This is a genomic window from Sphaerisporangium sp. NPDC049457 (assembly GCF_055586705.1).
Genome location: NZ_JBVJHR010000022.1, coordinates 26,307 through 51,985, shown reverse-complemented (window position 1 = coordinate 51,985; position 25,679 = coordinate 26,307). Strand labels below are relative to the sequence as shown.

Annotated in this window: 25 protein-coding genes and 1 tRNA gene; 15 read left to right on the top strand and 11 right to left on the bottom strand. The window is 70.8% G+C overall.

The window, feature by feature from the left end; translation table 11 throughout:
• Positions 1–102 precede the first annotated feature (102 nt).
• From ACZ6QO_RS30140 to ACZ6QO_RS30125, 4 genes are all read left to right on the top strand, one after another.
• Positions 103–270, top strand: coding sequence for a hypothetical protein (locus tag ACZ6QO_RS30140; protein WP_465855534.1), 168 nt, complete (start codon positions 103–105; stop codon positions 268–270).
• A 6-nt stretch (positions 271–276) separates the two neighbouring features.
• Positions 277–555, top strand: a complete 279-nt coding sequence (locus ACZ6QO_RS30135; protein WP_465855532.1) for a DUF6412 domain-containing protein — start codon at positions 277–279, stop codon at positions 553–555.
• Positions 556–642: 87 nt separating this feature from the next.
• Positions 643–1,302, top strand: a complete 660-nt coding sequence (locus ACZ6QO_RS30130) for a YidC/Oxa1 family membrane protein insertase (protein ID WP_465855530.1) — start codon at positions 643–645, stop codon at positions 1,300–1,302.
• Between the two features lie 93 nt (positions 1,303–1,395).
• Positions 1,396–2,595, top strand: a complete 1,200-nt coding sequence (locus ACZ6QO_RS30125) for an arginine deiminase (RefSeq protein WP_465855528.1) — start codon at positions 1,396–1,398, stop codon at positions 2,593–2,595.
• Here the strand turns inward: ACZ6QO_RS30125 and ACZ6QO_RS30120 are convergent.
• Both ACZ6QO_RS30120 and ACZ6QO_RS30115 read right to left on the bottom strand, forming a co-directional pair.
• On the bottom strand, positions 2,578–3,012 hold the full coding sequence (locus ACZ6QO_RS30120) for an ATP-binding protein (protein WP_465855526.1): 435 nt from the start codon (positions 3,010–3,012) through the stop codon (positions 2,578–2,580). The genes ACZ6QO_RS30125 and ACZ6QO_RS30120 overlap by 18 nt on opposite strands.
• A gap of 152 nt (positions 3,013–3,164) precedes the next feature.
• Positions 3,165–5,051, bottom strand: coding sequence for a sensor histidine kinase (locus tag ACZ6QO_RS30115; RefSeq protein ID WP_465855524.1), 1,887 nt, complete (start codon positions 5,049–5,051; stop codon positions 3,165–3,167).
• A 161-nt stretch (positions 5,052–5,212) separates the two neighbouring features.
• Here ACZ6QO_RS30115 and ACZ6QO_RS30110 point away from each other — a divergent pair, with 161 nt between their 5' ends.
• Positions 5,213–5,803, top strand: a complete 591-nt coding sequence (locus tag ACZ6QO_RS30110) for a methylated-DNA--[protein]-cysteine S-methyltransferase (protein WP_465855523.1) — start codon at positions 5,213–5,215, stop codon at positions 5,801–5,803.
• Between the two features lie 14 nt (positions 5,804–5,817).
• Here the strand turns inward: ACZ6QO_RS30110 and ACZ6QO_RS30105 are convergent, their stop codons facing one another.
• From ACZ6QO_RS30105 to ACZ6QO_RS30090, 4 genes are all read right to left on the bottom strand, one after another.
• Entirely contained in the window at positions 5,818–7,167 is a 1,350-nt protein-coding gene (locus ACZ6QO_RS30105) for a purine-cytosine permease family protein (protein WP_465855521.1), read from the bottom strand.
• 142 nt (positions 7,168–7,309) lie between these two features.
• Positions 7,310–7,642 (bottom strand): rhodanese-like domain-containing protein, encoded by a 333-nt coding sequence (locus ACZ6QO_RS30100; protein WP_465855519.1) that lies wholly within the window; start codon positions 7,640–7,642, stop codon positions 7,310–7,312.
• Between the two features lie 158 nt (positions 7,643–7,800).
• Positions 7,801–8,679 carry an Fpg/Nei family DNA glycosylase gene (locus ACZ6QO_RS30095; RefSeq protein WP_465855517.1) on the bottom strand — a complete coding sequence of 293 codons (879 nt, stop codon included), beginning with the start codon at positions 8,677–8,679 and terminating at the stop codon, positions 7,801–7,803.
• A gap of 183 nt (positions 8,680–8,862) precedes the next feature.
• Positions 8,863–10,260, bottom strand: coding sequence for an LCP family protein (locus tag ACZ6QO_RS30090; RefSeq protein ID WP_465855516.1), 1,398 nt, complete (start codon positions 10,258–10,260; stop codon positions 8,863–8,865).
• A gap of 273 nt (positions 10,261–10,533) precedes the next feature.
• Between ACZ6QO_RS30090 and ACZ6QO_RS30085 the strand changes: the two genes are divergently transcribed.
• Both ACZ6QO_RS30085 and ACZ6QO_RS30080 read left to right on the top strand, forming a co-directional pair.
• The gene (locus ACZ6QO_RS30085) at positions 10,534–11,898 is read left to right on the top strand and encodes a hemolysin family protein (protein ID WP_465855515.1); all 1,365 of its coding nucleotides are present in this window, start codon (positions 10,534–10,536) and stop codon (positions 11,896–11,898) included.
• On the top strand, positions 11,895–12,935 hold the full coding sequence (locus tag ACZ6QO_RS30080) for a hemolysin family protein (RefSeq protein ID WP_465855513.1): 1,041 nt from the start codon (positions 11,895–11,897) through the stop codon (positions 12,933–12,935). Before ACZ6QO_RS30085 ends, ACZ6QO_RS30080 begins: the two co-directional genes overlap by 4 nt.
• Before the next feature lie 551 nt (positions 12,936–13,486).
• On the opposite strand, the gene ACZ6QO_RS30075 is transcribed toward ACZ6QO_RS30080, so the two are convergent.
• Positions 13,487–13,569 (bottom strand) — tRNA-Leu (locus ACZ6QO_RS30075).
• 92 nt (positions 13,570–13,661) lie between these two features.
• Here ACZ6QO_RS30075 and ACZ6QO_RS30070 point away from each other — a divergent pair.
• The 7 genes from ACZ6QO_RS30070 to pknB all read left to right on the top strand — a co-directional run bounded on the left by ACZ6QO_RS30070 (position 13,662) and on the right by pknB (position 22,409).
• Positions 13,662–14,402, top strand: coding sequence for an FhaA domain-containing protein (locus ACZ6QO_RS30070; RefSeq protein WP_380839184.1), 741 nt, complete (start codon positions 13,662–13,664; stop codon positions 14,400–14,402).
• Positions 14,403–14,419: 17 nt separating this feature from the next.
• Positions 14,420–14,887, top strand: a complete 468-nt coding sequence (locus ACZ6QO_RS30065) for an FHA domain-containing protein FhaB/FipA (RefSeq protein WP_380839182.1) — start codon at positions 14,420–14,422, stop codon at positions 14,885–14,887.
• Complete coding sequence (locus tag ACZ6QO_RS30060; RefSeq protein WP_465855511.1) at positions 14,884–16,173, top strand: Stp1/IreP family PP2C-type Ser/Thr phosphatase; 1,290 nt, start codon at positions 14,884–14,886, stop codon at positions 16,171–16,173. Before ACZ6QO_RS30065 ends, ACZ6QO_RS30060 begins: the two co-directional genes overlap by 4 nt.
• A 30-nt stretch (positions 16,174–16,203) precedes the next feature.
• Entirely contained in the window at positions 16,204–17,547 is a 1,344-nt protein-coding gene (locus tag ACZ6QO_RS30055; RefSeq protein ID WP_465855775.1) for an FtsW/RodA/SpoVE family cell cycle protein, read from the top strand.
• On the top strand, positions 17,544–18,998 hold the full coding sequence (locus ACZ6QO_RS30050) for a peptidoglycan D,D-transpeptidase FtsI family protein (protein WP_465855509.1): 1,455 nt from the start codon (positions 17,544–17,546) through the stop codon (positions 18,996–18,998). Before ACZ6QO_RS30055 ends, ACZ6QO_RS30050 begins: the two co-directional genes overlap by 4 nt.
• Positions 18,995–20,467: a serine/threonine-protein kinase gene (locus ACZ6QO_RS30045; RefSeq protein WP_465855507.1), complete on the top strand. Its 1,473-nt coding sequence runs from the start codon at positions 18,995–18,997 to the stop codon at positions 20,465–20,467. The genes ACZ6QO_RS30050 and ACZ6QO_RS30045 overlap by 4 nt, the downstream gene beginning before the upstream one ends.
• Before the next feature lie 82 nt (positions 20,468–20,549).
• The gene (gene pknB / locus ACZ6QO_RS30040; protein WP_465855505.1) at positions 20,550–22,409 is read left to right on the top strand and encodes a Stk1 family PASTA domain-containing Ser/Thr kinase; all 1,860 of its coding nucleotides are present in this window, start codon (positions 20,550–20,552) and stop codon (positions 22,407–22,409) included.
• Between the two features lie 159 nt (positions 22,410–22,568).
• On the opposite strand, the gene ACZ6QO_RS30035 is transcribed toward pknB, so the two are convergent.
• The 3 genes from ACZ6QO_RS30035 to ACZ6QO_RS30025 are packed head-to-tail and all read right to left on the bottom strand — an operon-like array spanning position 22,569 to position 23,966.
• Positions 22,569–23,141 (bottom strand): anthranilate synthase component II, encoded by a 573-nt coding sequence (locus tag ACZ6QO_RS30035; RefSeq protein WP_465855503.1) that lies wholly within the window; start codon positions 23,139–23,141, stop codon positions 22,569–22,571.
• The gene (locus ACZ6QO_RS30030) at positions 23,138–23,296 is read right to left on the bottom strand and encodes a hypothetical protein (protein WP_465855501.1); all 159 of its coding nucleotides are present in this window, start codon (positions 23,294–23,296) and stop codon (positions 23,138–23,140) included. The genes ACZ6QO_RS30035 and ACZ6QO_RS30030 overlap by 4 nt, the downstream gene beginning before the upstream one ends.
• A 55-nt stretch (positions 23,297–23,351) precedes the next feature.
• Entirely contained in the window at positions 23,352–23,966 is a 615-nt protein-coding gene (locus ACZ6QO_RS30025; protein ID WP_465855773.1) for a class E sortase, read from the bottom strand.
• Positions 23,967–24,217: 251 nt separating this feature from the next.
• Between ACZ6QO_RS30025 and ACZ6QO_RS30020 the strand changes: the two genes are divergently transcribed.
• The gene (locus tag ACZ6QO_RS30020) at positions 24,218–24,463 is read left to right on the top strand and encodes a cell division protein CrgA (RefSeq protein WP_465855499.1); all 246 of its coding nucleotides are present in this window, start codon (positions 24,218–24,220) and stop codon (positions 24,461–24,463) included.
• Positions 24,464–24,608: 145 nt separating this feature from the next.
• Here ACZ6QO_RS30020 and ACZ6QO_RS30015 read toward each other — a convergent pair whose 3' ends face one another.
• Positions 24,609–25,484 carry a rhomboid family intramembrane serine protease gene (locus tag ACZ6QO_RS30015; protein ID WP_465855498.1) on the bottom strand — a complete coding sequence of 292 codons (876 nt, stop codon included), beginning with the start codon at positions 25,482–25,484 and terminating at the stop codon, positions 24,609–24,611.
• Between the last annotated feature and the right edge of the window lie 195 nt (positions 25,485–25,679).

The following is a 25,679-nucleotide window of genomic DNA, read 5'->3' as shown; positions in this document are numbered from 1 at the left end:
TCGTAAGAGGTGCGGCGGGCGGCGGAACGTGCGGAAGGTCACGATCTGGGGAAAGATCGCCCATGACGCGCGGCCGGGCCCGGTGCGACGTACCTTCTGCATATGGCCCGCATCGTGCTCACCATTCTCGGAGTCCTCCTCGCGCTCTACGTAGTGTTCGGGCTCCTCATCCCGCTCATCACCGGCATCTTGAAGATCTTCCTGATCATCGCCGTGGTCGGCGCCGTCGCCATGGCGGCCGTCACCGTGCTGGGCAAGCTCTCCAAGTGACATGACGTGACCGCCCTCCACGCCCTCCACGCCACCCTCGCGCTCCTCGCACAGCTCCTGGCCGGTCAGACCGGCCCGGGGACGCTCGCGACGGCCGGCCTGGTGGGCGTCACTCTGATCCTGTTCGCCTGGGCGCTGGCACGCCCGGCCCTGCGACCCGCCGTGGCGGTGGCCGGGGCGGCCCGCCCGCAGGCCCGGCGTGCGGTGTTCGTCCGGCTGTGCCACCCCGCCACGCCCGGCCGCCCCCGGCCCAGAGCCCCTTCATCGGGCCCCGCGCCCGTCTGAGCGTCCCGCCCGCCGGCCCTCGCCGGCGTCGCCGCACGCCCGACGGCCGTTTCGTCATGTCCGTATCTGACGATTGGGGCTCTTTCCATGTTCGACACCGTCATCGACTTCGTCTACCGGCTCATCGGCGCCATCGGCTCGCTCACCGGCCCGGCCGCGGCGATCGTCCTGTTCACCCTCGCGGTGCGCCTGCTGCTCCTGCCGTTCAGCGTCAGGCAGGCAAAGGCGCACAAAGCACGCCTGCGCCTGGCGCCGCAGGTGGACAAGCTGCGCAAGCGCTTCGCCCGCGACCCCGAGCGGCTATTCCGCGAGACCTCGAAGCTGTACGCCGCCGAAGGCACCTCGGCGTTCGCCGGCCTGCTGCCCGGCCTGGCGCAGGCGCCGTTCCTCATGGTGACCTACCGCGTGTTCGTCTCGGCGACGATCGCGGGCCACCCCAACCTCCTGCTCGCGCAGAGCGCCCTCGGCGTGCCGCTCGGCGAGCACTTCTCCACCGTGCTGGCGGCGAGCGGCCCGTTCAGCCTGCCGGTCCTGGTCTTCGTCTCGTTGTTCGCGCTGCTGGCGGTGGTCGCCTGGGTGACCTGGCGTCGGATGGACGACACCGTGCGGCCGCGGGCCCTGCGCCTGCTGCCTTTCGGCGCCGTTCCGCTGGCCGCCTTCCTTCCGCTCGCGGCGGGGCTGTATCTGCTGGTCAGCACCGCGTGGTCGGCCGCCGAGCGGACGGTCCTGTACCCCAGGCCCGCCTGACTCGGGGACCCTCGCGCCTTCGCGGGGGTTTGTACGCCGATAACGTGGAATGCCGGGAAACGAGGACACAGCGCCGATCGGGAGGTCCTGACCATGAACGGTGCCGACAGCGAGGTCGGACGACTGGAGACGGTGCTGCTCCACCGCCCCGGCGCCGAGCTCAAGCGGCTGACCCCCCGCAACAGCGACAAGCTGCTCTTCGACGGCATCCCATGGGTCGGCAGGGCGCAGGAGGAGCACGACGCCTTCGCGCAGGCGCTGCGCGACCACGGGGTCGAGGTGCTCTACCTGACCGAATTGCTGCAGGACACGCTGGAGTACGACGACGGGCGCCAGGAGATCATCGGCGCCGTGCTGCAGGAGCGTCAGCTCGGCGACCGGCTCGCCGAGGTGACCCGCCGCCACCTCGCCGAGCTGCATCCGGAGGATCTCACCCAGACGCTGATCGCCGGCCTGGCGCGCGAGGAGCTGAAGACCGGGCGGGGCCTTGTGTACGAGCTGATGGACCGGCACGACTTCGTCATCGACCCGCTGCCCAACCTGCTGTTCACCAGGGACTCCAGCGTGTGGATCGGCGACCGGGTGGCCGTGACGAGCCTCGCCATGCCCGCCCGCACCCGTGAGAGCCTGCTCACCCGGCTGATCTACACCTACCACCCGAGGTTCTCCGGCGCCGGCCACCTGTACGAGCCGTGGCTGGAGCACGTCGAGGGCGGGGACGTGCTGCTGATGGCGCCGGGGGTCATCGCCGTGGGCACCGGCGAGCGGACGACTCCCGCGGGGGTGGAGCGGCTGTGCCGGCGTCTGTTCGCCGCGGGGCTGGCGCACACCGTCCTGGCGGTGCCGATCGCCCAGCAGCGCGCCACCATGCACCTGGACACCATCTGCACGATGGTGGACCTGGACACCGTGGTCATGTACCCGCCGGTGGCCTACTCGCTGCAGGCGTACACCGTCACCGCGGCCGAGGGGGGCGAGTTGCGCGTCTTCGAACCCCGGCCGTTCCTGGAGGCCGCCGCGGACGCCATGGGGGTCGAACGGGTGAAGGTGATCGACACCGGGCTCGACCCGGTCACCGCCGAGCGCGAGCAGTGGGACGACGGGAACAACACCCTCGCGCTGGCCCCGCGCGTCACGGTGGCCTACGAGCGCAACGTGGAGACCAACGCCCGCCTGGAGGCCGCGGGCATCAAGGTCATCCCAATTGCGGGCAGCGAACTCGGCAGCGGCCGGGGAGGTCCACGCTGCATGTCATGCCCTGTAAGCAGGGAGCGTCTAGCCGCACTCGCGTAGGGCCCCTATTTCGGGCGTTCTAACTTGCGAATTAAGGACAGCGACCGGGGCGTGGATTACCGCCCACACCGTGGTCACGTCACCGTCGTGGCGCACTCCCCAGCGCTCGGCCAGGAACTCGACTATGCCGAGCCCCCGCCCGCCGAGCGAGGACAGAGCCGGCCGGCCCGCGCGGGGCTCCGTGGCCGCTCCCCCGTCACTCACCGTGACCTCGAGATGGTCGTTCGCCCACTCCCAGGTGGCCTGGATCTGGCCTGATGGCAGCGGATGGGCGTGACGCAACGCGTTGCTCAGCAGTTCGCTCACCACAAGGACGGCGTCCTCTATGGCCGCGGCGAACACCCCGCATGTCTCGAGATCGGCGCTGAGACGCTGGCGTGCGACGGCGACGCTGGTCGGCGCATACGGCAACAGCACGACGCCCTCACTTCCCCGTTCTCCTGCATTTCCCCCTGAGGAAAACACATCCCAGTACGACCGAAATGCCCCGTTCGATGGTTCTGGAAACCGCACGGCGATCATTGCTTGTGCAGATTCGACAATAGGCGCGGCCATCCGTGACCAGCTCGTTACCGCTTCGGTGTGTCGGATCCGATATAGGCTCCGGCCACTCGCAGAACGAATCGCATTCGGGTGCCGCCGGCGGGGCGCGGATGCGCGGTCACCTCACCGCCCTGAGCGCGGGCGAGGCTGCGCGCGATGTACAACCCCAGCCCCACGCCGCCGAAACGGCGGCGGTCGCCGCTGTCGGCCTGGACGAACCGGTCGAAGACCCGCTCGCGGTCCTCCGGCGCGATGCCCACGCCCTCGTCGTCGACCGTCAGGACGACCCGGCCGTCCTCCCGCCGCGCGCGCACCCGGATCAGGCCGCCCTCCGGGGAGTACTTGAAGGCGTTCTCCAGCAGCTGGCCGAGCAGGATGTCGGTGGCGAGGGCGTCCCCGTCGACGGGCGGCAGGTCGGCGGGGATGTCCACCTCGACGTGGTGGCGGTCCGACAGCACCGGCATGCCGAGGGTCGCGGCGCGCACCCGCTCGCCGAGGTCGAAGCTCTCCAGGCGGATCTCGAACTTCTCCCCGCCCGCCCGCGCGCCGAGCAGCAGGTGGTCCATGAGCCGGCCGAGGTCTCTGGCCCGTTCGGCGATGGTGCGGACGGCCGAGCGCCGCTCGACGTCCGACAGCTTGTCCCACCGCGCGTCCAGAGTGCTGGCGAAGCCCTGCACGACCGTGATCGGCGTGCGCAGCTCGTGGCTGGTGGTGGCCAGGAAGAGGTCCTTGGCCTCCTCCAGTTCCTTGGCCCGCGTGACGTCGCGGAAGTCCACCACGACCTCGGCGGTCCCGCTGATCTCCGCGCTCACCACGTCCAGCCAGCGGCCGGAGGGAAGCTGCGTGGTGAGCTTCTCGCCCGGGGAGGGCAGCGGGAACGGCGGCCGGCCGCCGATCACGCCGGACGCCGGCAGCCCGGTCAGCTCCTCGGCGGCCGGATTCCACTGGGTGACATGCCCGTCCCCGTCGAGCACCGCGATGCCGTCGGCGCTCGCGTCGACGACGGCGCGCTCGTGGGCCCGCTGCCGCACCGCGTCCTGGTAGGCCATCGCGTTCGCGAGCGCGATGCCGGCGTGCCCGGCCAGCAGCTCCAGCAGCTCCAGCTCGATGTGCCCCGCCTTGTGCTCGGCGAACAGCGCGTACAGCGCCCCGTAGGGCCGGCCGCCCACCGCCGCGACGCCGAGCGCGATGGTGTGCAGGCCGGGCAGCTCCGACCAGACCAGCTCGTCCAGCACGGCCTGGTCGCCGGTCTCCAGCAGCACGGTCTTGCCGGTGCGCAACAGCTTGCCGACCAGGCTCGTGCGCAGGTCGGCCGTCGCCCCCTTGAGTCGCTCGGGCAGGCGGTGCGCGCTCACCAGCCGCAGCCGGTCGTCCTCGATCAGCACGAAGCCGCCCGCGTCGGCGCCGGTCAGCTCGGTCAGGCTCGCGGCGATGCGGTCCAGCACCGGCTCCAGGTGCAGCTCGGCGTTGATGTCGCCGACCACGTCGGTGAGCCGCCGCACGAGCCGCGCCCGGCGGGCGCCCCGCTCGCGGGCGACCTCGTCGTTCTCCGCCGGGTGGTAGACGCTCACGTACCCGAGCAGCGCGCCGGCCTCCGACCGCAACGCGCTGATGTCCACGCCCACGTCCAGCGGCCGGCCGTCGCTGCGCAGCCGCTTGGTCCGCAGGGAGACCGGGCCGCCGGTGCGCACCCGCTCCAGCACCGCGTTGTGCTCGGCCACCAGCTCCTCGGGGACGAGCGGCGCTCTGCGCCCGGTCATGTCGGCCGCGGACCAGCCGAACAGGCGCTCGGCCGCGGGGTTCCACACCAGTACGGTAAGATCACGATCGAGCGCTACGACCGCATTGGGCGAGCTCGCGATGACAGCGCGGGCGAAGCCGTCATCGGGGCTCTCTCCCCAGTCGTCACTCATGACCCCCATCGTGCCTGTTTTTGCTCTCGCGCCTGGGCACTTTCGATGTGCGAATCGTCGCATTCGGCCCATCCGCCGATGACATGCCCGCCACTGCCGCCGGCGAGGCCGTTAGCAGGGCTTCCTCCGATACGCTGCCGGTAGGCGAGAGGGGTACGGCCATGACGACAGGGGATCTCGAGGCCCTGGTGCGGGTGACCGCTCCCGGCTATGTGGGCGAGACCCCACCCGACGTGGCCTTCGGCACCACAGAGAGCCCGGTCGGCCTGCTCGCGCTCGCCGTCACCGCGCGCGGCCTGGTCGCGTGCAGCTACGAGAACGAGCACGTGGTGTTCGCCCGCGTCTCGCGCGAGATCGGGTCGTTCATCGGCCCCGACCCGCGGCGCCTCGATCCGGTGCGCCGCGAACTGGACGCCTACTTCTCCGGCAGGCTCCGGGCCTTCACCGTGCCGGTCGACCTTCGGCTGGCCACGCCCTTCGCCCGCACGGTGCTGCAGATGACGATGGCCGTGCCCTACGGCAGCGTCACGACGCACCAGGAGATCGCCGGCCGCATCGGCCGGCCGCGGGCGCTGCGCGCGATCGGCAACGCTCTGACCGCCAACCCGGTGTGCGTCATCATCCCCTGCCACCGCGCGGTCGAGGCGCCCGGACGTCCCGGGGGGTACGCCGGCGGCCCCGCCGCCAAGGCGCATCTGCTCCGCCTCGAAGGCGCCGGACGCGACGGCCGGGCCGCGGAGCCGGGCCGCTGACGCCCGCCAGGGTGCTAGGCCACCGGAGCGTCGGTGAGCTCGGCGCGGTCGCGTGCGCGGCGCCGCGGCAGGCCCACCAGCAGGGTCACCAGTGCCGAGACGACGAACGCCGCCAGCGCCGCGTTCATCCACGGCTGCCGCTCGAACCCGACCAGCTCGCGCACCCACTTCCAGCGCTCGTCCCACCACTCGATCGTGGGCGCCGCCGTCACCATCCAGTACGCGCAGAAGCCGAGCACCCACGGCACGAGCATCCCCCAGCGCGACGGCGCGCCCTCGGAGGTGTCCCACCGGGCCGACCCGCCCAGCACGAAGTAGTCCACGACGAGCACCGCGAACATCGGGACGAACACCGCCCCGATCACCCCGAGGAACGCCCCGTAGGACTGCACGTCGACGAGCAGCGCGACGACGGTCGTCAGCACGCCGATGCCCACAGAGAAGACGCGGCGGTCCACTCGTGGCATGAGGTTCTGCAGGGACATGGCCGTGGAGTACACGTTGGCGAACGACTGGTCGGCCTCGCGCAGCACGAGGATGCCGAAGAACAGGCCGCCGAGCGGCACCGCGACGAAGGCGCTCGCCACCTTGTCGGGGTCGTTGCCGACCATGGCCAGCGCGACGATGCCGAGCGCCAGGCAGGCGACCTGGGCGATGGTGTAGCCGGTGACCACGCCGGTGAACGCCGCCCGGGCCGAGCGGGAGTGCCGCGCGTAGTCGGCCGCCACCGGCACCCAGGAGACCGACAATGCGATCACGTAGTCGACCGCGGGGGCGAAGGCGTTCCAGCTGCCGCCGCCGAGCTGTGGGGCCTCGCGCACCAGCGCGACGGTGAGCCAGACCATCGCGACGACCACGCCGGCCGTCACGAAGCGCCGCAGCAGCCTGATCGAGCCGAGCGGGCGGATGGTCAGGGCGATCGTCAGCGCGCCGGCCACCAGCACCCACACCGCGTACGGCACCGCTTTGCCGAAGACGGCCTCCGCGCCCTGGGCTATCACCCACAGCTCGAACGCCCCCCAGCCGAGCATCTGGATGATGTTCAGCACGGTGGGCAGGTAGGACAGCCGGGCCCCGAACAGCCCGCGCAGCAGCACCATCGCCGGCGCACCGGTGCGGGCCCCGGGCACGGCCGCGAGGCCGACCATGGCGGTGCCGATGAGGCTGCCGACCACGGCGGCCAGCACGGCCGCGCCCAGGCTCAGCGGCGCGCCGCCCAGCGGGTCGAGAAGGTAGAGGGCTCCGGAGAAGCCGAGAAGGCTCACCCCGAGGTTGGCCCAGAACGCGCCCTGGTCGAGCGCTCCGAGGGTCTTCGGAGGGGCCTCGTCGAGGGTCAGGGGGACTTCATCGACGGCGGACGTCATCGCACGCTCCCTACGCCGGCATTACCCGGACAGGTTCCGGCGGTCGGCGGCGCGCCCAGTCCTAGCTGGGAACCGCCCTCTCAGCCCGGTGACGCCCGAGCTCCCGCGGTATGGATTTTGACGGAATTATTACACCCCGCCGTCAAGCGACATAGGGCTGGCCCCCGTTCTCGGCGACCATGGGACGGCCGGCCGCTGCCCACGAGCGCATGCCGCCGCCGACGTTGACGGCCTGGCGGCCGACGTGGTTCAGCCAGGCGGCGGCCTGGGCGGACCTGCCGCCGACGCGGCAGACGACGTACACGGGAACCTCCGCGGGGATCTCGTCGACCCGCTGCTGGAGCGTGCCCAGCGGTATGTGGACGGCCGTCGGGGCATGGCCCGCCTGCCACTCGTCGGGCTCGCGCACGTCGAGCAGGTAGACGTCGTCGGGCACGGCCCCGGCCTCGATCTCTGGGACGGTCATGCCGACCATTGTCCCCGCTTCGCGAGCCTTCCGCCCGCTAACGGATGGTTGTCGGGCGATGACGCTGAGAAGTGCCCCCTTCCCTGCCCGGCGAAGGCCCGCAAACCACCGCGTTCCACAGCGCATGGCGGGCCACCTGGGGCTCCTGCTCGGCCGCCGGGCGGCCGCTACTTGAGCAGCCGGGACAGCCTGCGGTCTGCCAGCGGTTTGCCGCCGGTCTGGCACGTCGGGCAGTACTGGAGCGAGGAGTCGGCGAACGACACCTCCCTGATCGTGTCGCCGCAGACCTCGCACGGCAGCCCGGTGCGCCCGTGCACGCGCAGGCCCGACTTCTTCTCGCTCTTCAGGTCTTTGGCGGCCAGCCCGCGGGAGCGCTCGACGGCCTCGCGCAGCGTGGTGACGATCGCCTCGTACAGGTCGGCGACCGCCGTGTCGCTCAGCGAACCGGCGATCTTGAAGGGCGACATCTTCGCGGCGTGCAGCACCTCGTCGGAGTAGGCGTTGCCGATGCCCGCGATGACCTTCTGGTCGCGTAGCAACCCTTTGATCTGCGTGCGGCTGCCGCCGACGATGACCATGAGCACCTCGGGGGTGAAATCGGGCGACAGCGGATCGGGGCCGAGGCCCGCGATGCCGGGCACCTCGGCGGGGTCGGCGACCACGTAGACGGCCAGGCGCTTCTGGGTGCCCGCCTCGGTGAGCTCGAAACCGGGCGCGCGGTCGTCGTCGCCAGGGGCGAACCGCACCCGGACGGCCAGCGGGCCCTTGCCGGGGCGGACCGGCTTGGCGCCGGACAGGTCGTCACGCCAGCGCAGCCAGCCTCCACGGGCCAGGTGGGTGACGAAGTGGAGCCCGTCGCAGTCGAGGTCGAGGAACTTGCCGTGGCGGGCCACGCCCGTCACCGTGAGGCCGCCGAGCGAGGTGACCGGCGGCGTCACGGTCTTCAGCGCCTGGAAGGCCACCACGTCCACCCCGGCGACCACCTGGCCGACGGCGCGTTCGCGCAGGAACTCGGCGAGCGACTCCACCTCGGGAAGCTCGGGCATGCCCTCACACTAACCGCTCGGCGCCCGCCCAACCCTGCCGCGCGGCCATGGCCCGCCGCGCGCCGGCCCGATCTCGGACCGGCGCGCCCTCGCGCCGTCACCCGGCGGAACTCGTCCTTCGCCGTCGCCCGGCAGGGCTCGCCCTTCGCCGTCACCGGCCCGGGAAGGGACGTCCTTGCGTCATCACTTGCTGGTGAGCACGTCCTTGGGCACCGGCTTGTCCTCGGCCAGGGCGTTGAACAGCCGCAGCGCGCGCTGGGTGTCCCACTTCACGACCGCCGCGCCGTTGATCGTCGGCAGCGATCCGATGGGGACGGCGGTGGCGATCGGGTCGCCGCTCATCGCCAGCCCGAGCGACAGCAGGTCGAAGGCCCCCGTGCCGCCGTCGACGGCGACCGAGTCGGTGGCGGCGACCGCCAGCGGCACCGAGCGGAAGGGGTTGACCAGGACGCCAGGGCTCGCCGCCTTCTTGACCACGGCCGAGAAGAACTGCCGCTGGCGCTGCGTGCGCTCGAAGTCGGGGATCGCGCCGGTCGCGCGGGTGCGGACGAACCCCAGCGCGGTGCCGCCGTCCATGTCCTGGCAGCCCTTCTTCAGGTTGATGCCGGCCTTGGGGTCCTTGATGTTCTGCTTGACGCAGATGTTCACCCCGCCGACCGCGTCGACGATGCCGACGAAGCCGCCGAACCCGATCTCCATGTAGTGGTCGACGCGAATGCCGGTGACCTTCTCGACGGTCTTGGTCAGCAGCTTGGGCCCGCCGAAGGCGTAGGCCGCGTTCAGCTTGTCGCTGCCGTGCCCGTCGATCGGCACGAACGAGTCGCGGGGGAGGCTGACCAGGGTCGGCCTGCCGCTGCCGGCCGGCACGTGCAGGAGCATCATCGTGTCGGTGCGCTTGCCGGCGGCCCGTCCGGTGGCGAGCTTCCTGCGCTGGGAGGCCGACAACCCGGCCCGGCTGTCGGAGCCGACCAGCAGCCAGTCCTCCCCAGGGGTGGCCGCCGGGCGCCCGTCGTAGTCGGTGAGCGACTCGATGACGTTGAGCCGGGAGTTGATCCAGAAGAAACCGCCGACGCCCAGCACGATCAGCAGGACGAGCAGGCCCGCCAGGATGCGGACGATGAGCCGGCCGGTGCGCCGTGGCCGGCGCGGCCCTCGCCGCTCGCCGTCGGGCGGTCCTCCGCCGGGCGGCTGCGTCTCCTGCTGCGCCCCCCGCAACGGTTGCACCGGCGACTGCCCCGACCGCGGCTTGCCGTACACGCGGCCCCTGCCACGGCCGCCGTCGGCGGAAGGCCCGGGAGGCACGGTCGGCGGGGCCTCGCCGGCCGCGCCGTAGGCCTGCAGAACCGTGGCGTCGTCGTCGGGTTCTCCGCGCCGCCCGCCGCCGCGTCCGCGCTCACCCTCGTCAGGCCGCGCGTTCTGGGGAAGGCGGTGCGCGGGCTGTCCCGCGGCGTAGCCGCCCGCGGCCGGCGCGCCGTACGCGCCCTCGGCACCTGCCCCCGGGGGACGCCGGATGGCCCGCGTCGGACCCTCACGGGTCTCGTCGGATCCCCCCGACCCGCCGTTTCCCGGCCAATCTCCCACTTTCCGTCCCCGTCCTGTGCCGAGCGTCATTCCCTGCCTCGAAGTTACGCCGTCGGGGACGCGGCGGAAGCTCTCTCACCAAGGTTTTCTCCGGTAAAAGTACGCAGAGTCACAGTAAGTCACCAATGTTGGGTCGCGGGAAACATTGCCCGGCCCCGCATCGTTACCGTTATTGACGACCTCTAGCGAAAGGACAGTCGTGTCCGCTCCGGACCCGTGGAGTACCTGCCCGTGCCACGGCACGGGCCTCGTCAAACCCGGGACGGCCCAGCCGTGACCATCGTTCTCGGTCTGGCCGCCATCCTTGTTCTCACCCTGGCGACGGGTTTCTTCGTCGCCCAGGAGTTCGCGTTCGTCACCTCCGACCGGGCGACGCTCCGGCAGCAGGCCGCCTCGGGCGACGCCGCCGCCGAGCGGGCTCTGCAGGTCACCGGCAGGCTCTCGTTCATGTTGTCGGGCGCGCAGCTCGGCATCACCGTGACGACGCTGCTCGTGGGCTTCATCACCGAACCCGCGCTCACCCCCCTGATCGGCCCCGGCCTCGCGGCCGCCGGCGTCCCGGACGCCGCGATCCCCGGCATCGCCGTGGCCCTCGGACTGGTCATGGCCACGATCGTCCAGATGGTCCTCGGTGAGCTGGTGCCGAAGAACTTCGGCATCGCCCGGCCCGAGCCCGCCGCCAAGTGGCTGGCCCGGCCCACCCTCGCCTACATGGCCGTCGCCGGACCGGTCATCCGCTTGTTCGACACCTCCGCCGCACGGCTGCTCCGCCTGTTCGGCGTCGAGCCCGTGGAGGAGGTCGAGCACGGCGCCACGCCCGAGGAGCTCTCGCGCATCATCGCCGAGTCGGAGGCCGCCGGCGAGCTGTCCGGGCGCCTGTCCGACCTGCTCGAACGCGCCCTGGAGTTCGGCGACCGCACCGCCGAGGACGTCATGGTGCCCCGGCCGCGCGTGGTCTCGCTGCGCGCCGGACGGCCGGCGTCCGACCTTCTGTCGGCCATGAGGGCCTCGGGCCACTCCCGCTACCCGGTGCTCGGCGACGGCGGCGACGTCGTCGGCGTCATCGGGATCCGCGAGCTGCTGCGGGCACACTCGGACGAGGTGCCCATCGAGCGCATGAGCATCGCGCCGCTGCTCGTGCCGACCACGCTCCCGCTCCCCGCGCTGCGGGAACGGATGCGCGCGTCCGGCCGCGAGCTGGCGTGCGTCATCGACGAGTACGGCGGCCTGGCCGGCGTCGTCGCGATGGAGGACCTGGCCGAGGAGCTCGTCGGCGAGCTGGTGGACGAGAACGACCCCGACCCGGCCGAGGCGGTCGCCCTGGAGGACGGCACCTGGGACGTGCGCGGCACCCTGCGGCTGGACGAGGTGGAGCGCGCGACCGGGCTGCGCCTGCCCGAGAGCGACGACTACGAGACCGTGGCGGGTCTGATCATGGCACGTCTCGGCCGCCTCGCCGAGCCCGGCGACGAGGTGAGCATGCCCCTGGTCGCCGAGCCGGACCTGCTGGAGGACGCCGAGCCGGCCGGCCGCGAGGTCGTGGTCACCGTGCTGGACGTCCAGCGCAGGATTCCCGACCGGGTGCGGCTCGCTCCCCGCGTCGCCGACGCGGCGGTCATGAGCGGTGAGGCCCGGTGAACACCGTCACCGCACTGCTGCTCGGCGCCGTGCTGCTCGTCGGGAACGGCCTGTTCGTCGCGGCGGAGTTCGCCGTCGTCTCGGCCGGACGGCACCGCCTGGAGGAGGCCGCCGCCGGCGGCGGCCGCGTGACCAGGGCGGCCGGCCGCGCCGCGCTGCGCAACGGGCGGGAGCTCTCGCTCATGCTGGCCGGCGCGCAGCTCGGCATCACGCTGTGCTCGCTGGGCATCGCCATGGTCACAGAGCCTGCGATCGAGCACCTGCTCGAACCGGTCTTCGGGCTCGTCGGGCTCCCCGAGTCCGCGCGGATGGGCGTCGCCTACGTCATCGCCCTGGCGATCATCACGTTCCTGCACATGGTGGCGGGCGAGATGGCGCCCAAGTCGTGGGCGCTGACCCACCCGGAGCGGGCGGCGATGAGCCTGGCCCTGCCGTTCCGCGGCTTCACGTGGATCGCCCGGCCGGTGCTCGCGGCGCTGAACGGGCTGTCCAACGGCCTGCTGCGCGCCTTCGGCGTCCGGCCGCGCGACGAGCTCGCGACCACGCGGACGCCGCCGCAGCTCGCCATGCTGGTCGGAGAGTCGGCCCGCATGGGGCTGCTCGACCGCGACGAGCACGACCTGCTCACCAGCGCGCTGCGCGTCCAGTCCCAGACCGTGGAACGGCTGATGGTGCCCATCGGGCGGGCCACGGCCGTGCCGTCCGGCGCGCCGGAGGCGACCGTGCGGCGCGTCGCGGCGGAGACCGGACACCTGCGGCTGCTGGTCAACGGCGGCTCCCCCGCGAACGTGCTCGGCGTGCTGCACGTCCGCGACACCGTGTTGCACCCCGGCACGCCCCCGGAGGAACTCATGAGCCCCGCGCCGCGCCTCCAGGCGTCCACCACCATCCCCGAGGCCGTGGAGCGCCTCCAGCAGGCTCACGCCCATCTGGGGCTGGTCACGGGCGGGGACGGGCGCGTCGTCGGCATGGTGAGCCTCAGCGACCTCGTCGGCGAGCTGCTGAACGCGCGTGCAAGCACGCCGAAAGCGACCTGAAAGCCAGGACGGCTAGACATCCGGAGTGGGTCGACCACGCTGGACGTCGAGAATTGGGCCCCGCGGGCGCCCGGCGGGGGCTTCTCTCGCCGGGCGCCGCGGACTACCTTGATCGAAGCCCTTCCATCACAGGGGTGTCTTGTGCCTCCTGTGGGGTAGCGCCCTGCAGGAGTCGCGAGACCTCGAACCTTCGGGGGTTCCAGGGGTCGACTCCTTGGACACGCCGAACCCCGGAGGCCGACGCATGACATTGATCGCCGCGAGACCTGGGAACCCGGGGCCGAGCCCCGCCCGTCGCCCATACGGGACCCGGTGGTGGTTCGGCGGGCGTCTCCCGGGTAAAAAAACGAGGACCCCGGGGAAGAAGCCTGAGCTTCGACCATGCGGGGTCCGGGGGTTCCAGGGGGTGTTCCCCTGGGCGAACACAGAGGCCCCGGGGAAGAAGCCTGAGCTTCGACCATGCGGGGTCCGGGGGTTCCAGGGGGTGTCCCCCTGGGCGAACACAGAGGCCCCGGGGAAGAAGCCTGAGCTTCGACCATGCGGGGCCCGAGTGGGCGAGGAGGGATTTGAACCCTCACATCCTTTCGGACACACGGACCTGAACCGTGCGCGTCTGCCATTCCGCCACTCGCCCTTGTTGAGTGCGGTCAAAGGCTAGCACGGATCCGTGCATGCCACCGAACCCGGATACGATCCTCCTAGACGATGGAGGAAGGGAGGTACCCGGTGGGAGTCCTTCAGCGCTTCGAGCGAAGGCTCGAGGGCTTGGTTGAGGGGGCCTTTGCGCGGGCGTTCAAATCTGACCTTCAGCCGGTCGAGGTCGCCAGCGCGGTTCAGCGGGAGATGGACGAACGGGCCGCGATCGTGGCGCAGGGCCGCACGCTTGTGCCGAACGACTTCGTGGTGGAGCTGTCCACGACCGACAGCGAGCGGCTGGAGGTGTACGCCGACAGCATCGGTCACGAGCTCGCCAACCTCGCCAGGGAGTACGCCAAGGAGCAGGGGTACTCCTTTGTGGGACCTGTCCGGGTGCGCTTCGAGACCGCCGACGATCTGGCGGTGGGCCTGTTCCGCATCCGCTCGGGGGTGATCCGGGGGGCGACGGTCGAGCAGGACGAGATCCGTCAGCCGGTCAGCGATCTTCCCGCGAGCAAGCCGAGCGCGTTCGCCGGGCGTCCGCGCCTGCTGGTGTCCACCCAGGACGACCCGCAGGGCCAGCGTTCGTTCGAGCTGACGACGCCGGTGACGCTCCTCGGACGGGGCACCGACTGCGATCTGCGGCTGGTGGATCCGGGCGTCTCCAGGCACCACGCCGAGCTCAGGGTCGAGGGGCCCACGGTCGCCCTCGTCGATCTTGGTTCGACCAACGGCACATTCGTCAACGGCCAGCCGGTACGCCGGATCGAGCTCCAGGACGGCACCCGTGTGACCCTGGGGCGCACGACTCTGGTGTTCCGGCGCGATTAAGGGTAGACAGACGGTCCATGTCCGAGCTCACTCTGCTGCTGATCCGGCTCGCGTTCCTCGCGGTGCTGTGGTTCTTTGTGATTGCCGCGGTGGGAGTGATCCGGACAGACTTGTTCGGATCACGCTCGACCGCCCCGGCGGTCGCGCGCAAACCCGGCAAACCCGCACGCCAACCAGCGAAGCCTAAGAAGGGGGAGCCGAAACAACTGGTCGTTACGGGTGGTCCCCTGCAAGGAACCATCATCAACCTCACGGAGACGCCAATCACTATCGGTCGGGCGAATGACGCCACGCTGGTGCTCAGCGACGATTACGCTTCCAGCCGGCACGCCCGGCTGTTCCCCCAGGACGGTCAGTGGATCGTGGAAGACCTCGGCTCGACCAACGGCACGTATCTCGACCGCTCCAAAGTGACCCGCCCGACTCCGGTGCACCTCGGCCAGCCGATCCGCATCGGTAAAACCGTCATCGAATTGCGCAAATGACAATCGCACTCCGCTACGCGGCCCGCTCGGACGTCGGCCTCCTCCGCGAAGGAAACGAGGACTCGGCGTACGCGAGCCCGCGCCTGCTCGCCGTCGCAGACGGTATGGGCGGGCACGCTCACGGTGAGGTGGCCAGTTCGGTCGCCATCACCGCCATGTCGTCCCTCGACCGGGACGCCTCCGGGGGTGACCTGCTCAGCGCCATCGAGGCCGCGGTGCGCGACGCCAATCGCAAACTGCACGAGATGGTCGGCCGTGATCCCAGCCTCAAGGGCATGGGCACCACCCTCACGGCCATGCTGTGGTCGGGCACCCGCGTCGCCCTCGTCCATGTCGGCGACTCCCGTGCCTATCTTCTCCGCAACGGCGAGCTGTACCAGATCACGCATGATCACACCCTGGTGCAGTCGCTCGTCGACGACGGGAGGATCACACAGGAGGAAGCCGCCAGTCATCCCCAGCGTTCGATCTTGCTGCGCGCCCTCGACGGCAGCGGCGAGGTGGATCCTGATCTGTCGCTTCGCGAAGCGCAGGTCAACGACCGTTATCTGCTGTGCTCCGACGGCCTGTCCAGCGTCGTCAGCGCCGAGACCCTGCATCACACCCTGACCACGGTCGACGAGCCCGAGTCCGTCGTACGGCAGCTCATCGACCTCGCCAACCGGGGCGGTGGCCCCGACAACATCACGTGCATCGTCGCCGACGTCGTCGAGATCGAGGAAGGCCAGGTCGTGGCGGGTGACGCCGCGGTCGTGGGCGCCGCCGGGTCCAACCGGCTGCGTTCCCAGCCTCCCGACACGCCGGCGGGGCGCGCGTCCACGATCACCGCTCCTCAGCCTGTGATCGTGGACGACGACCTTTCCGACGAACCCGCGGGCGGCCCGGCGGCTAACGCCATGGCCGCCCCGCGGCGTATCAGGCGACGGCGCGTGTGGCCGGTCGTCGTGGTCGTGGTCGGGCTCGTCGCGGTGGTCGCGGGCGGCGGCTATTTCGGATACCGGTGGACGCAGAGTCAGTACTACGTCGGCGCCAAAGGCGACGAGCTAGTCTTGTTCCGCGGGGTCGACAGCACCATCGGACCGATCCAACTCAACTCCGTCGCGCAGAGCACCGGCCTGTCGGTGTCCTCGATCCCCGAGCCCGAGCGCGAGCAGGTACGGCGGGGCATCCCCGTGGCCGACCTGCAGGCGGGACAGACGAAGATCAACGACCTCAAGGCCAAGTCCGGCGGCGACCAGAAGACCACGCAGCCGACTGCTTCCCCGAGCCCCACGGAGTCCTCGTAAGTGAGTGCCGTAGACGTCGCGGCCGTCCCCATGACCGCCAAACGGCGCGGGGCGCAGCTTGTCATGCTCGCCTTCGCGGTCGCGATCGTCATGGTCGCCTATGCCAACGTCGGCCTTGGAGAGGGTGGCAAGGTTCCCGCCGGCATGCTGGGCTACGGCCTCGGCCTCGGCGGCCTGATGCTGGCCGCCTACTTCGTGCTGGCCAAGTTCGCCCCCTGGGCCGATCCCCTCATTCTTCCCCTGGTCACGCTGGTCAACGGCATCGGCCTGGTGATGATCTACCGCCTCGAGCTGGCGACGAAGCTCGCCTCGCCGAACACCCAGCTGTTCTGGACCGCCCTCGGCATCGTCATGTTCTCCGTCACGCTGATCGTGCTGCGCGACCACCGCGCGCTGCAGCGGATGACGTACACCGCCGGCTTCGTGGGTCTCGGGCTGCTGATCCTGCCGATGGTGCCCTTCCTGGGCAAGCAGATCAACGGCGCCCGCATCTGGATCGCGATCGGGGGCTTCTCCATCCAGCCGGGCGAGTTCGCCAAGCTGGCGCTGGTCGTGTTCTTCGCGGGCTATCTGGTCGCCAAGCGCGACGTCCTCGCGCTCGCCGGGCGACGCCTGCTCTTCATCGACCTGCCCCGCGCCCGCGACCTCGGGCCCGTGCTCATCACCTGGCTCGTCAGCGTCGGCGTCCTGGTCCTTGAGAAGGACCTCGGCACCTCGCTGCTGCTGTTCGGCGCGTTCATCGCGATGCTCTACATCGCCACGCAGCGCACGTCGTGGGTCCTCATCGGCGTGCTGCTGTTCGTCGGCGGCGCGTACGTCGCCGGCCAGTTGTTCGGCCACGTCGGCGACCGCTTCGAGGTCTGGCTCAACCCGGGCGACCCGGAACTCTTCGCCCGCGACGGCGGCAGCGAGCAGCTGATGCAGGGCCTGTTCGCCCTCGGGTCCGGCGGCATCCTCGGCACCGGGCTGGGCCAGGGTCATCCCTATCTGATCCCGCTGTCGTTCTCCGACTTCATCTTCACCGCCACTGGCGAGGAGCTCGGGCTCACCGGCCTGATGGCGCTGCTCATGGTGTACGCGCTGATCGTCGAGCGCGGCCTGCGCACGGCCATCGCCGCGCGCGACCCGTTCACCAAGCTGCTGGCGGGCGGCCTGTCGTTCATCCTCGCCTGGCAGGTCTTCATCATCGTCGGGGGCGTGACCAACCTGATCCCGCTGACCGGCCTGGTCACGCCGTTCATGTCGCAGGGCGGCTCGGCCCTGCTGTCTAACTGGATCCTTATCGCGCTGCTGGTACGCATGTCGGACGCGGCGCGCAGGCCGCCGCCGCAGGCGATCCAGGACGAGGGGCTGACGCAGGTGTTCCAGCGATGAACGGCACGCTCAAGCGGGCGTCGGTCGCCTGTCTGCTCATGTTCGGCCTGCTGATGATCAACATCAACTACGTGCAGGCCGTCAAGGCCGACCAGCTCCGCCACGACAACCGCAACACCCGCAGCTTCTACGCCCGCTACGAGAGCGAGCGCGGCATGATCACCGCGGGCGGCGAGACGCTCGCCAAGTCGGTCGACACCGGCAACGGCAAGACCTTCCGCTTCCAGCGCAAGTATGTCGACGGCCCGGTCTACGCGCCGGTCATCGGCTTCTTCGCGCCCGAGAGCGAGCGCGGCATCGAGAACGCCGAGAACGAGTACCTCAACGGCACCCACCCCGACCTGTTCGTCCGCCGCGCGGTCGACCTCGTCACCAGCAAGCCGGCCCAGGGCGCGGCCGTCGACCTGACCCTGGTGCCCAAGGCCCAGCGGGTCGCCTACGAGGACATGCAGAAGAGCGGCAAGCGCGGCGCTGTGGTGGCGCTCGACCCGAAGACCGGCGCGGTGCTCACCATGGTGTCGGTGCCCAGCTTCGACCCCAACCCGATCGCCGTGCCCGACAAGGCCAAGGCCGCCGCGGCGTACAACAAGCTCAACTCCAACGACAACGAGCCGCTGATCAACCGGGCGACGAGCAAGACCTACGCCCCGGGCTCGACGTTCAAGGTGATCACCTCGGCGGCCTACCTCAGCGAGGACGAGTCGCGCGACGTCAACACCACCGTGGACGCCCCCGACGTCCTGCCACTGCCGGGCACCACCATCGGCCTGCGCAACTACCACGGCGAGTCCTGCGGCGGCCGCGCCTCGCTCCTGGACGCGCTGACCATCTCCTGCAACACGGCCTTCGGCACCATGGCCCTGGAGATGGGCTACGACAAGCTCCAGGAGCAGGCCGCGAAGTTCGGCATCGGCCAGGAGATGAACATCCCGCTGAACGTCGTCAAGAGCGACATCGGCGCCGACGAGGGCAAGGCCGCGCTGGTGCAGACGGCGATCGGGCAGCGCAGCAACCAGATGACGCCGCTGCAGATGGCGATGGTCGCCGCCGGGGTGGCGAACCAGGGCAAGGTCATGAAGCCCTACCTCGTCAACAAGATCGTCAGTCCGGACGGCGACGAGATCGACAGGACGCGCCCGCAGGAGCTCGACGAGGCCATCAGCCCCGACGTCGCCGACAAGCTGCGCCAGATGATGATCAGCGTGGTGCAGAACGGCACCGGCACCGCCGCCCAGCTTCCCGGCATCACCGTGGCGGGCAAGACGGGCACGGCCGAGACCAGCAAGGGCGCCGCGTCGCACGCCTGGTTCATCTCCTTCGCCCCCGCCGAGGACCCCAAGGTCGCCGTGGCGGTGTTCGTCGAGTCCGGCAGCGCGGGCAACGACGCCACCGGCGGCCAGGTGGCCGCGCCCATCGCGCACGACGTGATGCAGGCGGTGCTCGGCCAGTGACCTTCGCCGACCGGGTGCTGAACGACCGCTACCGGCTGACCGCGCGCATCGCCGCCGGCGGCATGGGCGAGGTCTGGCGCGCCACCGACCGGCTGCTCGGCCGCGACGTCGCGGTGAAGCTGCTGCGCCAGCACGTGGCCGCCGATCCGGAGTTCCGCGAGCGCTTCCGCAACGAGGCGCGCATCACCGCCGCGCTGGCCGACCCCGGCATCGCCCAGGTCTTCGACTACGGCGAGCACGACGACCTGGCCTATCTGGTGATGGAGCTGGTGACCGGGGAGCCGTTGTCGGCGATCCTCGGCCGCAACGGCACCCTCAGCCCCGAGGTGACCCTCGACGTCGTCGGCCAGACCGCGCGCGCCCTGTACACGGCCCACCGGGCGGGCATCATCCACCGCGACATCAAGCCGGGCAACCTGCTGGTCACCGAGGCCGGGCTCATCAAGGTCACCGATTTCGGCATCGCGCGAGCCCTGGAGGGCTCGCCCATGACCATGACGGGCACCGTGCTCGGCACCGCGCAGTACGTGAGCCCCGAGCAGGCGTCCGGCAGCACGCTCACCCCTTCGACCGATCTGTACTCCCTCGGCGTCGTGGCCTACGAGTGCCTGACCGGGCGGCCGCCGTTCAGTGGCGGCACCCAGGTCGCGATCGCCCTGCGCCACCTGAACGAGCAGGTGCCGCCGTTGCCCGACACGGTGCCGAGGCCCGTGCGCGACCTGGTGGCCGCCATGCTGGCCAAGGCTCCCGAGCACCGGCCCGGCACCGCCCGCGAGCTGGCCGACCGCGCGATGGTGCTGCGCGACTCCCTGGCCACCGCCGGCGAGTCGCATCTCAGCATGCTCACCGACCCCTCCGGGTTCGCCGTCCGCAGGGCCATCGAGGAGTCGGGCGTCCGGTCCGCCAGAGGCCCGGCGGCCGTCCCGGTGACCGGCGCGACCATGCGGGGCTCCGGCGGCGTGTACGAAAGCGCCGCCCAGGACGCCCCGCCCGCCGCGTCGACCCGCATCGGCCGGCCTCCGGCGGGCCCGGGGCATCCCCGGCGCCCCGCGCCGGGCGGACGCCGGCGCCGGCGCGGCGCCATCGGGCTGGTCGCGGCCGCCGGTTGCGCGGCGGCGGTCGGGTTCGGCGCGCTGGCCGCCGGCGCAATTCCCGACCTGCGCCTGGGGGACGGGCCGGCCACCCCGTCCAATCCGGTGACCGGCGGCGCCGTGCCGTCCTCGGCCACCCCGGCGCGCACTTCGGCGGCATCCGTTCGACCACGACCGGTGAAGTCTGTCAAGCCGTCGGCGTCACGGTCGGCTACGGTAATCAAGTCGGCGACGCCGACCCGGCGACCCACGCCGACGCCGACCCCGTCCGCTACTCCGACCCCTACTCCGACGCCCACACCGACCCCCACGCCGAGTGAGACGCCAAGTGCCACCTCATCCGCAAGCGCCACAATCCCCCCGAACGGGGAGACGTAATGCGGCGAGGGGTCGATGATGGACACCGGCAGCCGCACCGCGGGCCGGTACCCAAGATGAACGGCAAGGGACAGTGCAGGAAATGACTCAGCCTCGGCTACTCGGTGGTCGCTATGAGCTCGACGGAGTCGTCGGGCGCGGCGGCATGGCCGAGGTGTATCGTGCCCGGGACATCCGGCTGGACCGAGTTGTCGCCATCAAGACGCTCCGTTCAGATCTGGCGAGAGATCACACCTTCCAGGCCCGTTTCCGCCGCGAGGCTCAGTCCGCGGCGTCGCTGAACCATCCTTCGGTCGTCGCGGTGTACGACACCGGCGAGGACATGACGGAGTCCACGCCCGTCCCCTACATCGTCATGGAGTTCGTCGACGGGCGCACCCTTCGCGATCTGCTGCGGGCCGACCGGCGCCTGCTGCCTGAGCGAGCGGCCGAGCTGGTCGACGGCATCCTGCGCGCCCTCGACTACAGCCACCGGGGCGGCATCGTCCACCGTGACATCAAGCCGGCCAACGTCATGATCACGCTCGCCGGCGACGTCAAGGTGATGGACTTCGGCATCGCCCGCGCGATGGCCGACTCCGCCGCGACCATGACGCAGACCGCGCAGGTCATCGGCACGGCCCAGTACCTCTCGCCCGAGCAGGCGCGCGGTGAGCGCGTGGACGCCCGCAGCGACATCTACTCCACGGGCTGCGTGTTCTACGAGCTGCTCACGGGCCAGCCGCCGTTCACCGGCGACTCGCCGGTGGCCATCGCCTACCAGCACGTGCGGGAAGACCCGATCCCGCCGTCGCAGATCGACCCCGACATTCCCCAGTGGGCCGACGCCATCGTGCTGAAGGCCATGGCCAAGGACCCCGCGCACCGCTACCAGAGCGCCGCCGAGATGCGGGCCGACATCCAGCGCGCCATGTCCGGCATGCCGCTCGACGCCTCGCACACGATGGCGATGAGCAACAACCAATACACCGGCCAGCAGACCCGCACGCTGAACGCGCCGGGCGGTCCCGCCACCCAGCGCACCAACTCGGTGCCCGCCTACGAGTACGCCCCGACGCAGACCGGCGGGCGCTACGAGCGCCGCCGCGCCTCCTCGGGGAACACCGCGCTCAAGACGGCCGCGTGGATCCTCATCCCCCTGCTGGTGATCGGCGCCTTCATCGGCATCGGCTACGCCTTCCTGAGCTCGGACGGCGGCGGCCAGCAGGTCGCGAGCCAGGTCTCGATCCCGCTGGTCAAGAACCAGACGGCGGACGCCGCGAAGGCCAAACTGGAGAGCCAGGGGCTGAAGGTCGAGGTCGTCCCCGAGTTCAACTCAGACGTCGACGAGGGCAACGTCATCGGCACCGAGCCCGCCGCGGGCGAGCAGGTCGCCAAGGGCTCCACCGTCCAGCTCAAGGTCTCCAAGGGCCTCAGGCAGGTCGCGGTCCCCGACGTGGTCGGCGCCACCGTGGAGGAGGCCACTCAGACGCTCGAGGGCAGCAAGCTCAGCGTGCAGGTCGTGAGCGTCGTCTCCAGCAAGGAGCAGGACAAGGTCTTCCAGACCAAGCCGGCCGCGGGCGAGAAGGTCGACGAAGAGAGCATCGTCAAGATCTACGTCCCCAAGGCGCAGACCGAGGTGCCCGACGTCACCGGCCAGACCGCCAAGGAGGCCACGGCGACCCTGCGCGGCGCCGGCTTCAAGGTCAGGACCGTCGAGCAGACCAGCGCCGACGTCCCCCAGGGCAACGTCATCAGCCAGAGCCCGCGTCCGGGGTCCAAGCTCACGCCGGGCATGACGATCACGCTGGTGGTGTCCTCCGGGCCGCCGGAGGAGACCTTCCCGACCGACGAGCCCACCGATCCCAACCAGCAGCCGACCGACCCCAACCAGCAGCCGACGGACGAGCCGACGGCCGACGACCCGTTCAGCGACCCGCCGCCGGACGACTTCGGCAACTGACGCCGGTCCGCCGAGTACGCGAAAGCCCTTTCCCGCCGGGGAGGGGCTTTTCCGCGTCCGAGGGGGGTTCCGCGCGCCCGGACATGACAAGAGGGTCTCCGCCGCTCGGGGGCGACGGCGGAGACCCTCATCCGATAGTCGTCCCAGACCCGCCCGGCGTTACACGATTTGGGTGAGCCAATTTCGGAGAAGTTCGTGACCGTGCTCCGAGAGCACCGATTCGGGGTGGAACTGCACGCCCTCGACGCGGGCGGTGGTGTGCCGCACCCCCATGATCACGCCGGTGTCGGTGACGGCGCTGATCGACAGCGCGTCCGGCAGGGTGTCCGGGACGATGGACAGCGAGTGGTAGCGGGTCATGGTGACCGGCGAGGGGATCCCGGCGAACACCCCCTTGCCGTCGTGGTGGATCTCGCTGGTGCGGCCGTGCATCAACTCGGGCGCGCGGGCGACGACGCCGCCGTAGGCGACGGCGATGGCCTGGTGGCCGAGGCAGACGCCGAGCAGGGGAAGGTCGCGCTCGGCGCAGAAGGTCACCAGGGGGACGCTCACCCCGGCGGCCTCCGGCGTTCCAGGGCCGGGGCTGACGACCACGCCGTCGAAGCCCTCGGCGTCCTGGACGCGCACGTGGTCGCGGGGCCGGACGTCGCATTCGGCGCCCAGCCCGCGCAGGTACTGCACGATCGTGTGGACGAAGCTGTCGTGGTTGTCCACCACGAGCACGCGGGTCATCGGCCTACGGTGGCCCGGTCGAGGGGCACGTGCGGCTCCAGTGCAGGGAACACGAAATACCAGAGTACGACCCCCGCGGCACCGGCCAGGACCAGCATCGTCACCGCCTTGACCCAGGTGCCGCCCGGGATCGTCCGCCACAGCCATCCGTACATCGGCCGCCTCGCTTCCTCGAAAGCCGCTGGGAGTGTCGGGCCGGGGGCGCCGCCGTCAGGTGCGGCGCTCGCGCCTGCCGGCCAGGACGCCGTAGACGACCAGCCGCTGCCGGGCGGAGTACTCCGGGTGGCAGGTCGTGAGGGTGATGAACGCCTCGGTGGGACGCGCGCCCGGGCGGTTGGGCACGGGCGCGATGACGTCCACCCGCTCCGGGGTGACGACCTGCTTGCCCGACACGCGGTAGGTGTAGCGGGCCTCGGGGGCCTCGACGACGATGGAGTCGCCCCGGCGCAGTTCGTCGATGCGGTTGAACGGGGCGGCGTAGGTCGTCCGGTGCCCGGACAGCACGAAGTTCCCGATCTTGCCGGGGCGGGCCGTGCCCGGATAGTGTCCGGGCCCGCGGCGCAGGTCCTCTGGGCCGACGCCCTCCAGGACGGCGTACTCGTAGTCGCGTCCGAGGCGGGGGATCCGGATCAGCGCGACGGCGTCGCCGAGGCGGATCTTGTCGAGCTTCGCGAGCTTGGTGGTCTGCCGGAGCTGCCGTTTGAGGATGTGCTGGTACCACTCGGTGTAGGAGCCGGTGCCCCACAGCAGGTAGGCGCAGAAGAGCAACATGACCAGGCCCGTGGTGACGCTGAGCTCGCCGCAGGTGCGCAGCAGGGTCCTCATATCCACCGCCAGAAGGCATAATCACGACATATCCGGAGTAGCGGAGGAGGCGTGCGGACCACGCCTGCGCAGCCAGCGTAGGCAGGGCTTCCGGCGGTGTCGCGGCGACGATCGGCGCTTGACCCACATTTTGCATGGGAATCGCCGTTCGACGCTCATGCCGACTAGGCTTACTGCGGTCTTCGTAGGCCAGCGATTACGCTGGCTGCCAGTGCCCGCGACACCGCGCGGGCCCCACCAGGAGAGCTGCCGTGCCCAAGTCCCACACTCGCAAGAAGGCGGTCTACACCCCGCCGCAGAAGTCGCAGCAGGTCAAGGTGAGCCCCCGCTGGCTGGCGCCGACGATGGTCGCCGCCTGGGTCATCGGCATCCTCTGGATCGCGGTCTTCTACATCACGCCGAACGCGCCGGTCATCCAGCCCCTGGGCAACTGGAACCTGCTGGTCGGCTTCGTCTTGATCATCTTCGGCGTGGCGCTGTCCACCCGCTGGCGGTAGATGCCTCCTGTCAACTCGCCGGCGGCGCCGGCCACACCGGCACGTACGGCGAGTGACGTTTTCCACAGGTTTTATCCACAACCTGGGGAAGCAACCCCGGGTTTCCCCAGGAAAGCGCCCCGCTCAGGTGGCCAAGGGGGGACGCTCAGGCGCCCAAGGGTGACATGAGCGTCACCAGCGCGACACAGGCCGCCAGCACGACCAGCACCGTGCCGAGTTGCACGGCCTTGCGGTTGCCGGCCGGGGCGTAGGCGAACAGCGCGGTCACGAGCGTACCGGTGATGAGGCCGCCGAGGTGGCCCTGCCAGCTGATCCCCGGGATCACGAAGGTCAGCACCACGTTGATGCCGATCAGCCAGATCACTCCGCTGGCGTCGTAGCCCAGGCGCCTGGCCACGACGAACATCGCGCCGAACAGGCCGTAGATCGCGCCGGACGCGCCGACGGCGACCGAGCCGAACAAATAGACGGCGACCGAGCCGCCGAGCGCGGCGAGCAGGTAGACGCTCGCGAAGCGCAACGAGCCGAGCATCCGCTCAAGCTGGGGGCCGATGACGAACAGGGCCCACATGTTGAACAGGATGTGCCAGTAGGACGGCGGCGGCGAGTGCAGGAAGGCCCCGGTGACCAGCCGCCACCACTCGCCTGCGGCGACGTGGTAGGACGACATCGCGAACCGGTTGATGATCAGGCCGGCGTCGAGCACCTCGCCGAGGTAGGCCAGCACGTTGATCGCCAGCAGGGTCCACGTCACGACGGGCGTGGTCACGGGCCTGCCGCCGAAGGGCGCCTCGGCCCGGCGGACGGACCTGCTGCCCTCGCGGACGCACTCGACGCACTGGTGGCCGACCGAGGCCACGCGCATGCAGTCGGGGCAGATGGACCGGTCGCACCGCTGGCACCGCACGTAGGTCTCACGGTCGGGATGCCGGTAACAGGTGGGGACCGCGTCAGAGTGACCGTGCTGAAGGCTGTCCTCCGGCCGGTCTTGGGGACTCGGGTGATCTGGCTGAGTGGTCATCGCCTGTTCGCGGCCCCTTCACCTGTGCGCGCCTATCCACAGACTGCCACCCTATGCACGCCGCCGTGCGCCCGGCGCCATGCATCGCCGCATTCTCGCGGCGGGCGACGGGGTGTGCCCCCTGGCGGCCCCTCCTGCGGGGCCCGCCAGGGCCGCCGAGGAGAGCCGCTCAGGAGTGCACGGGACCCCGCGAGA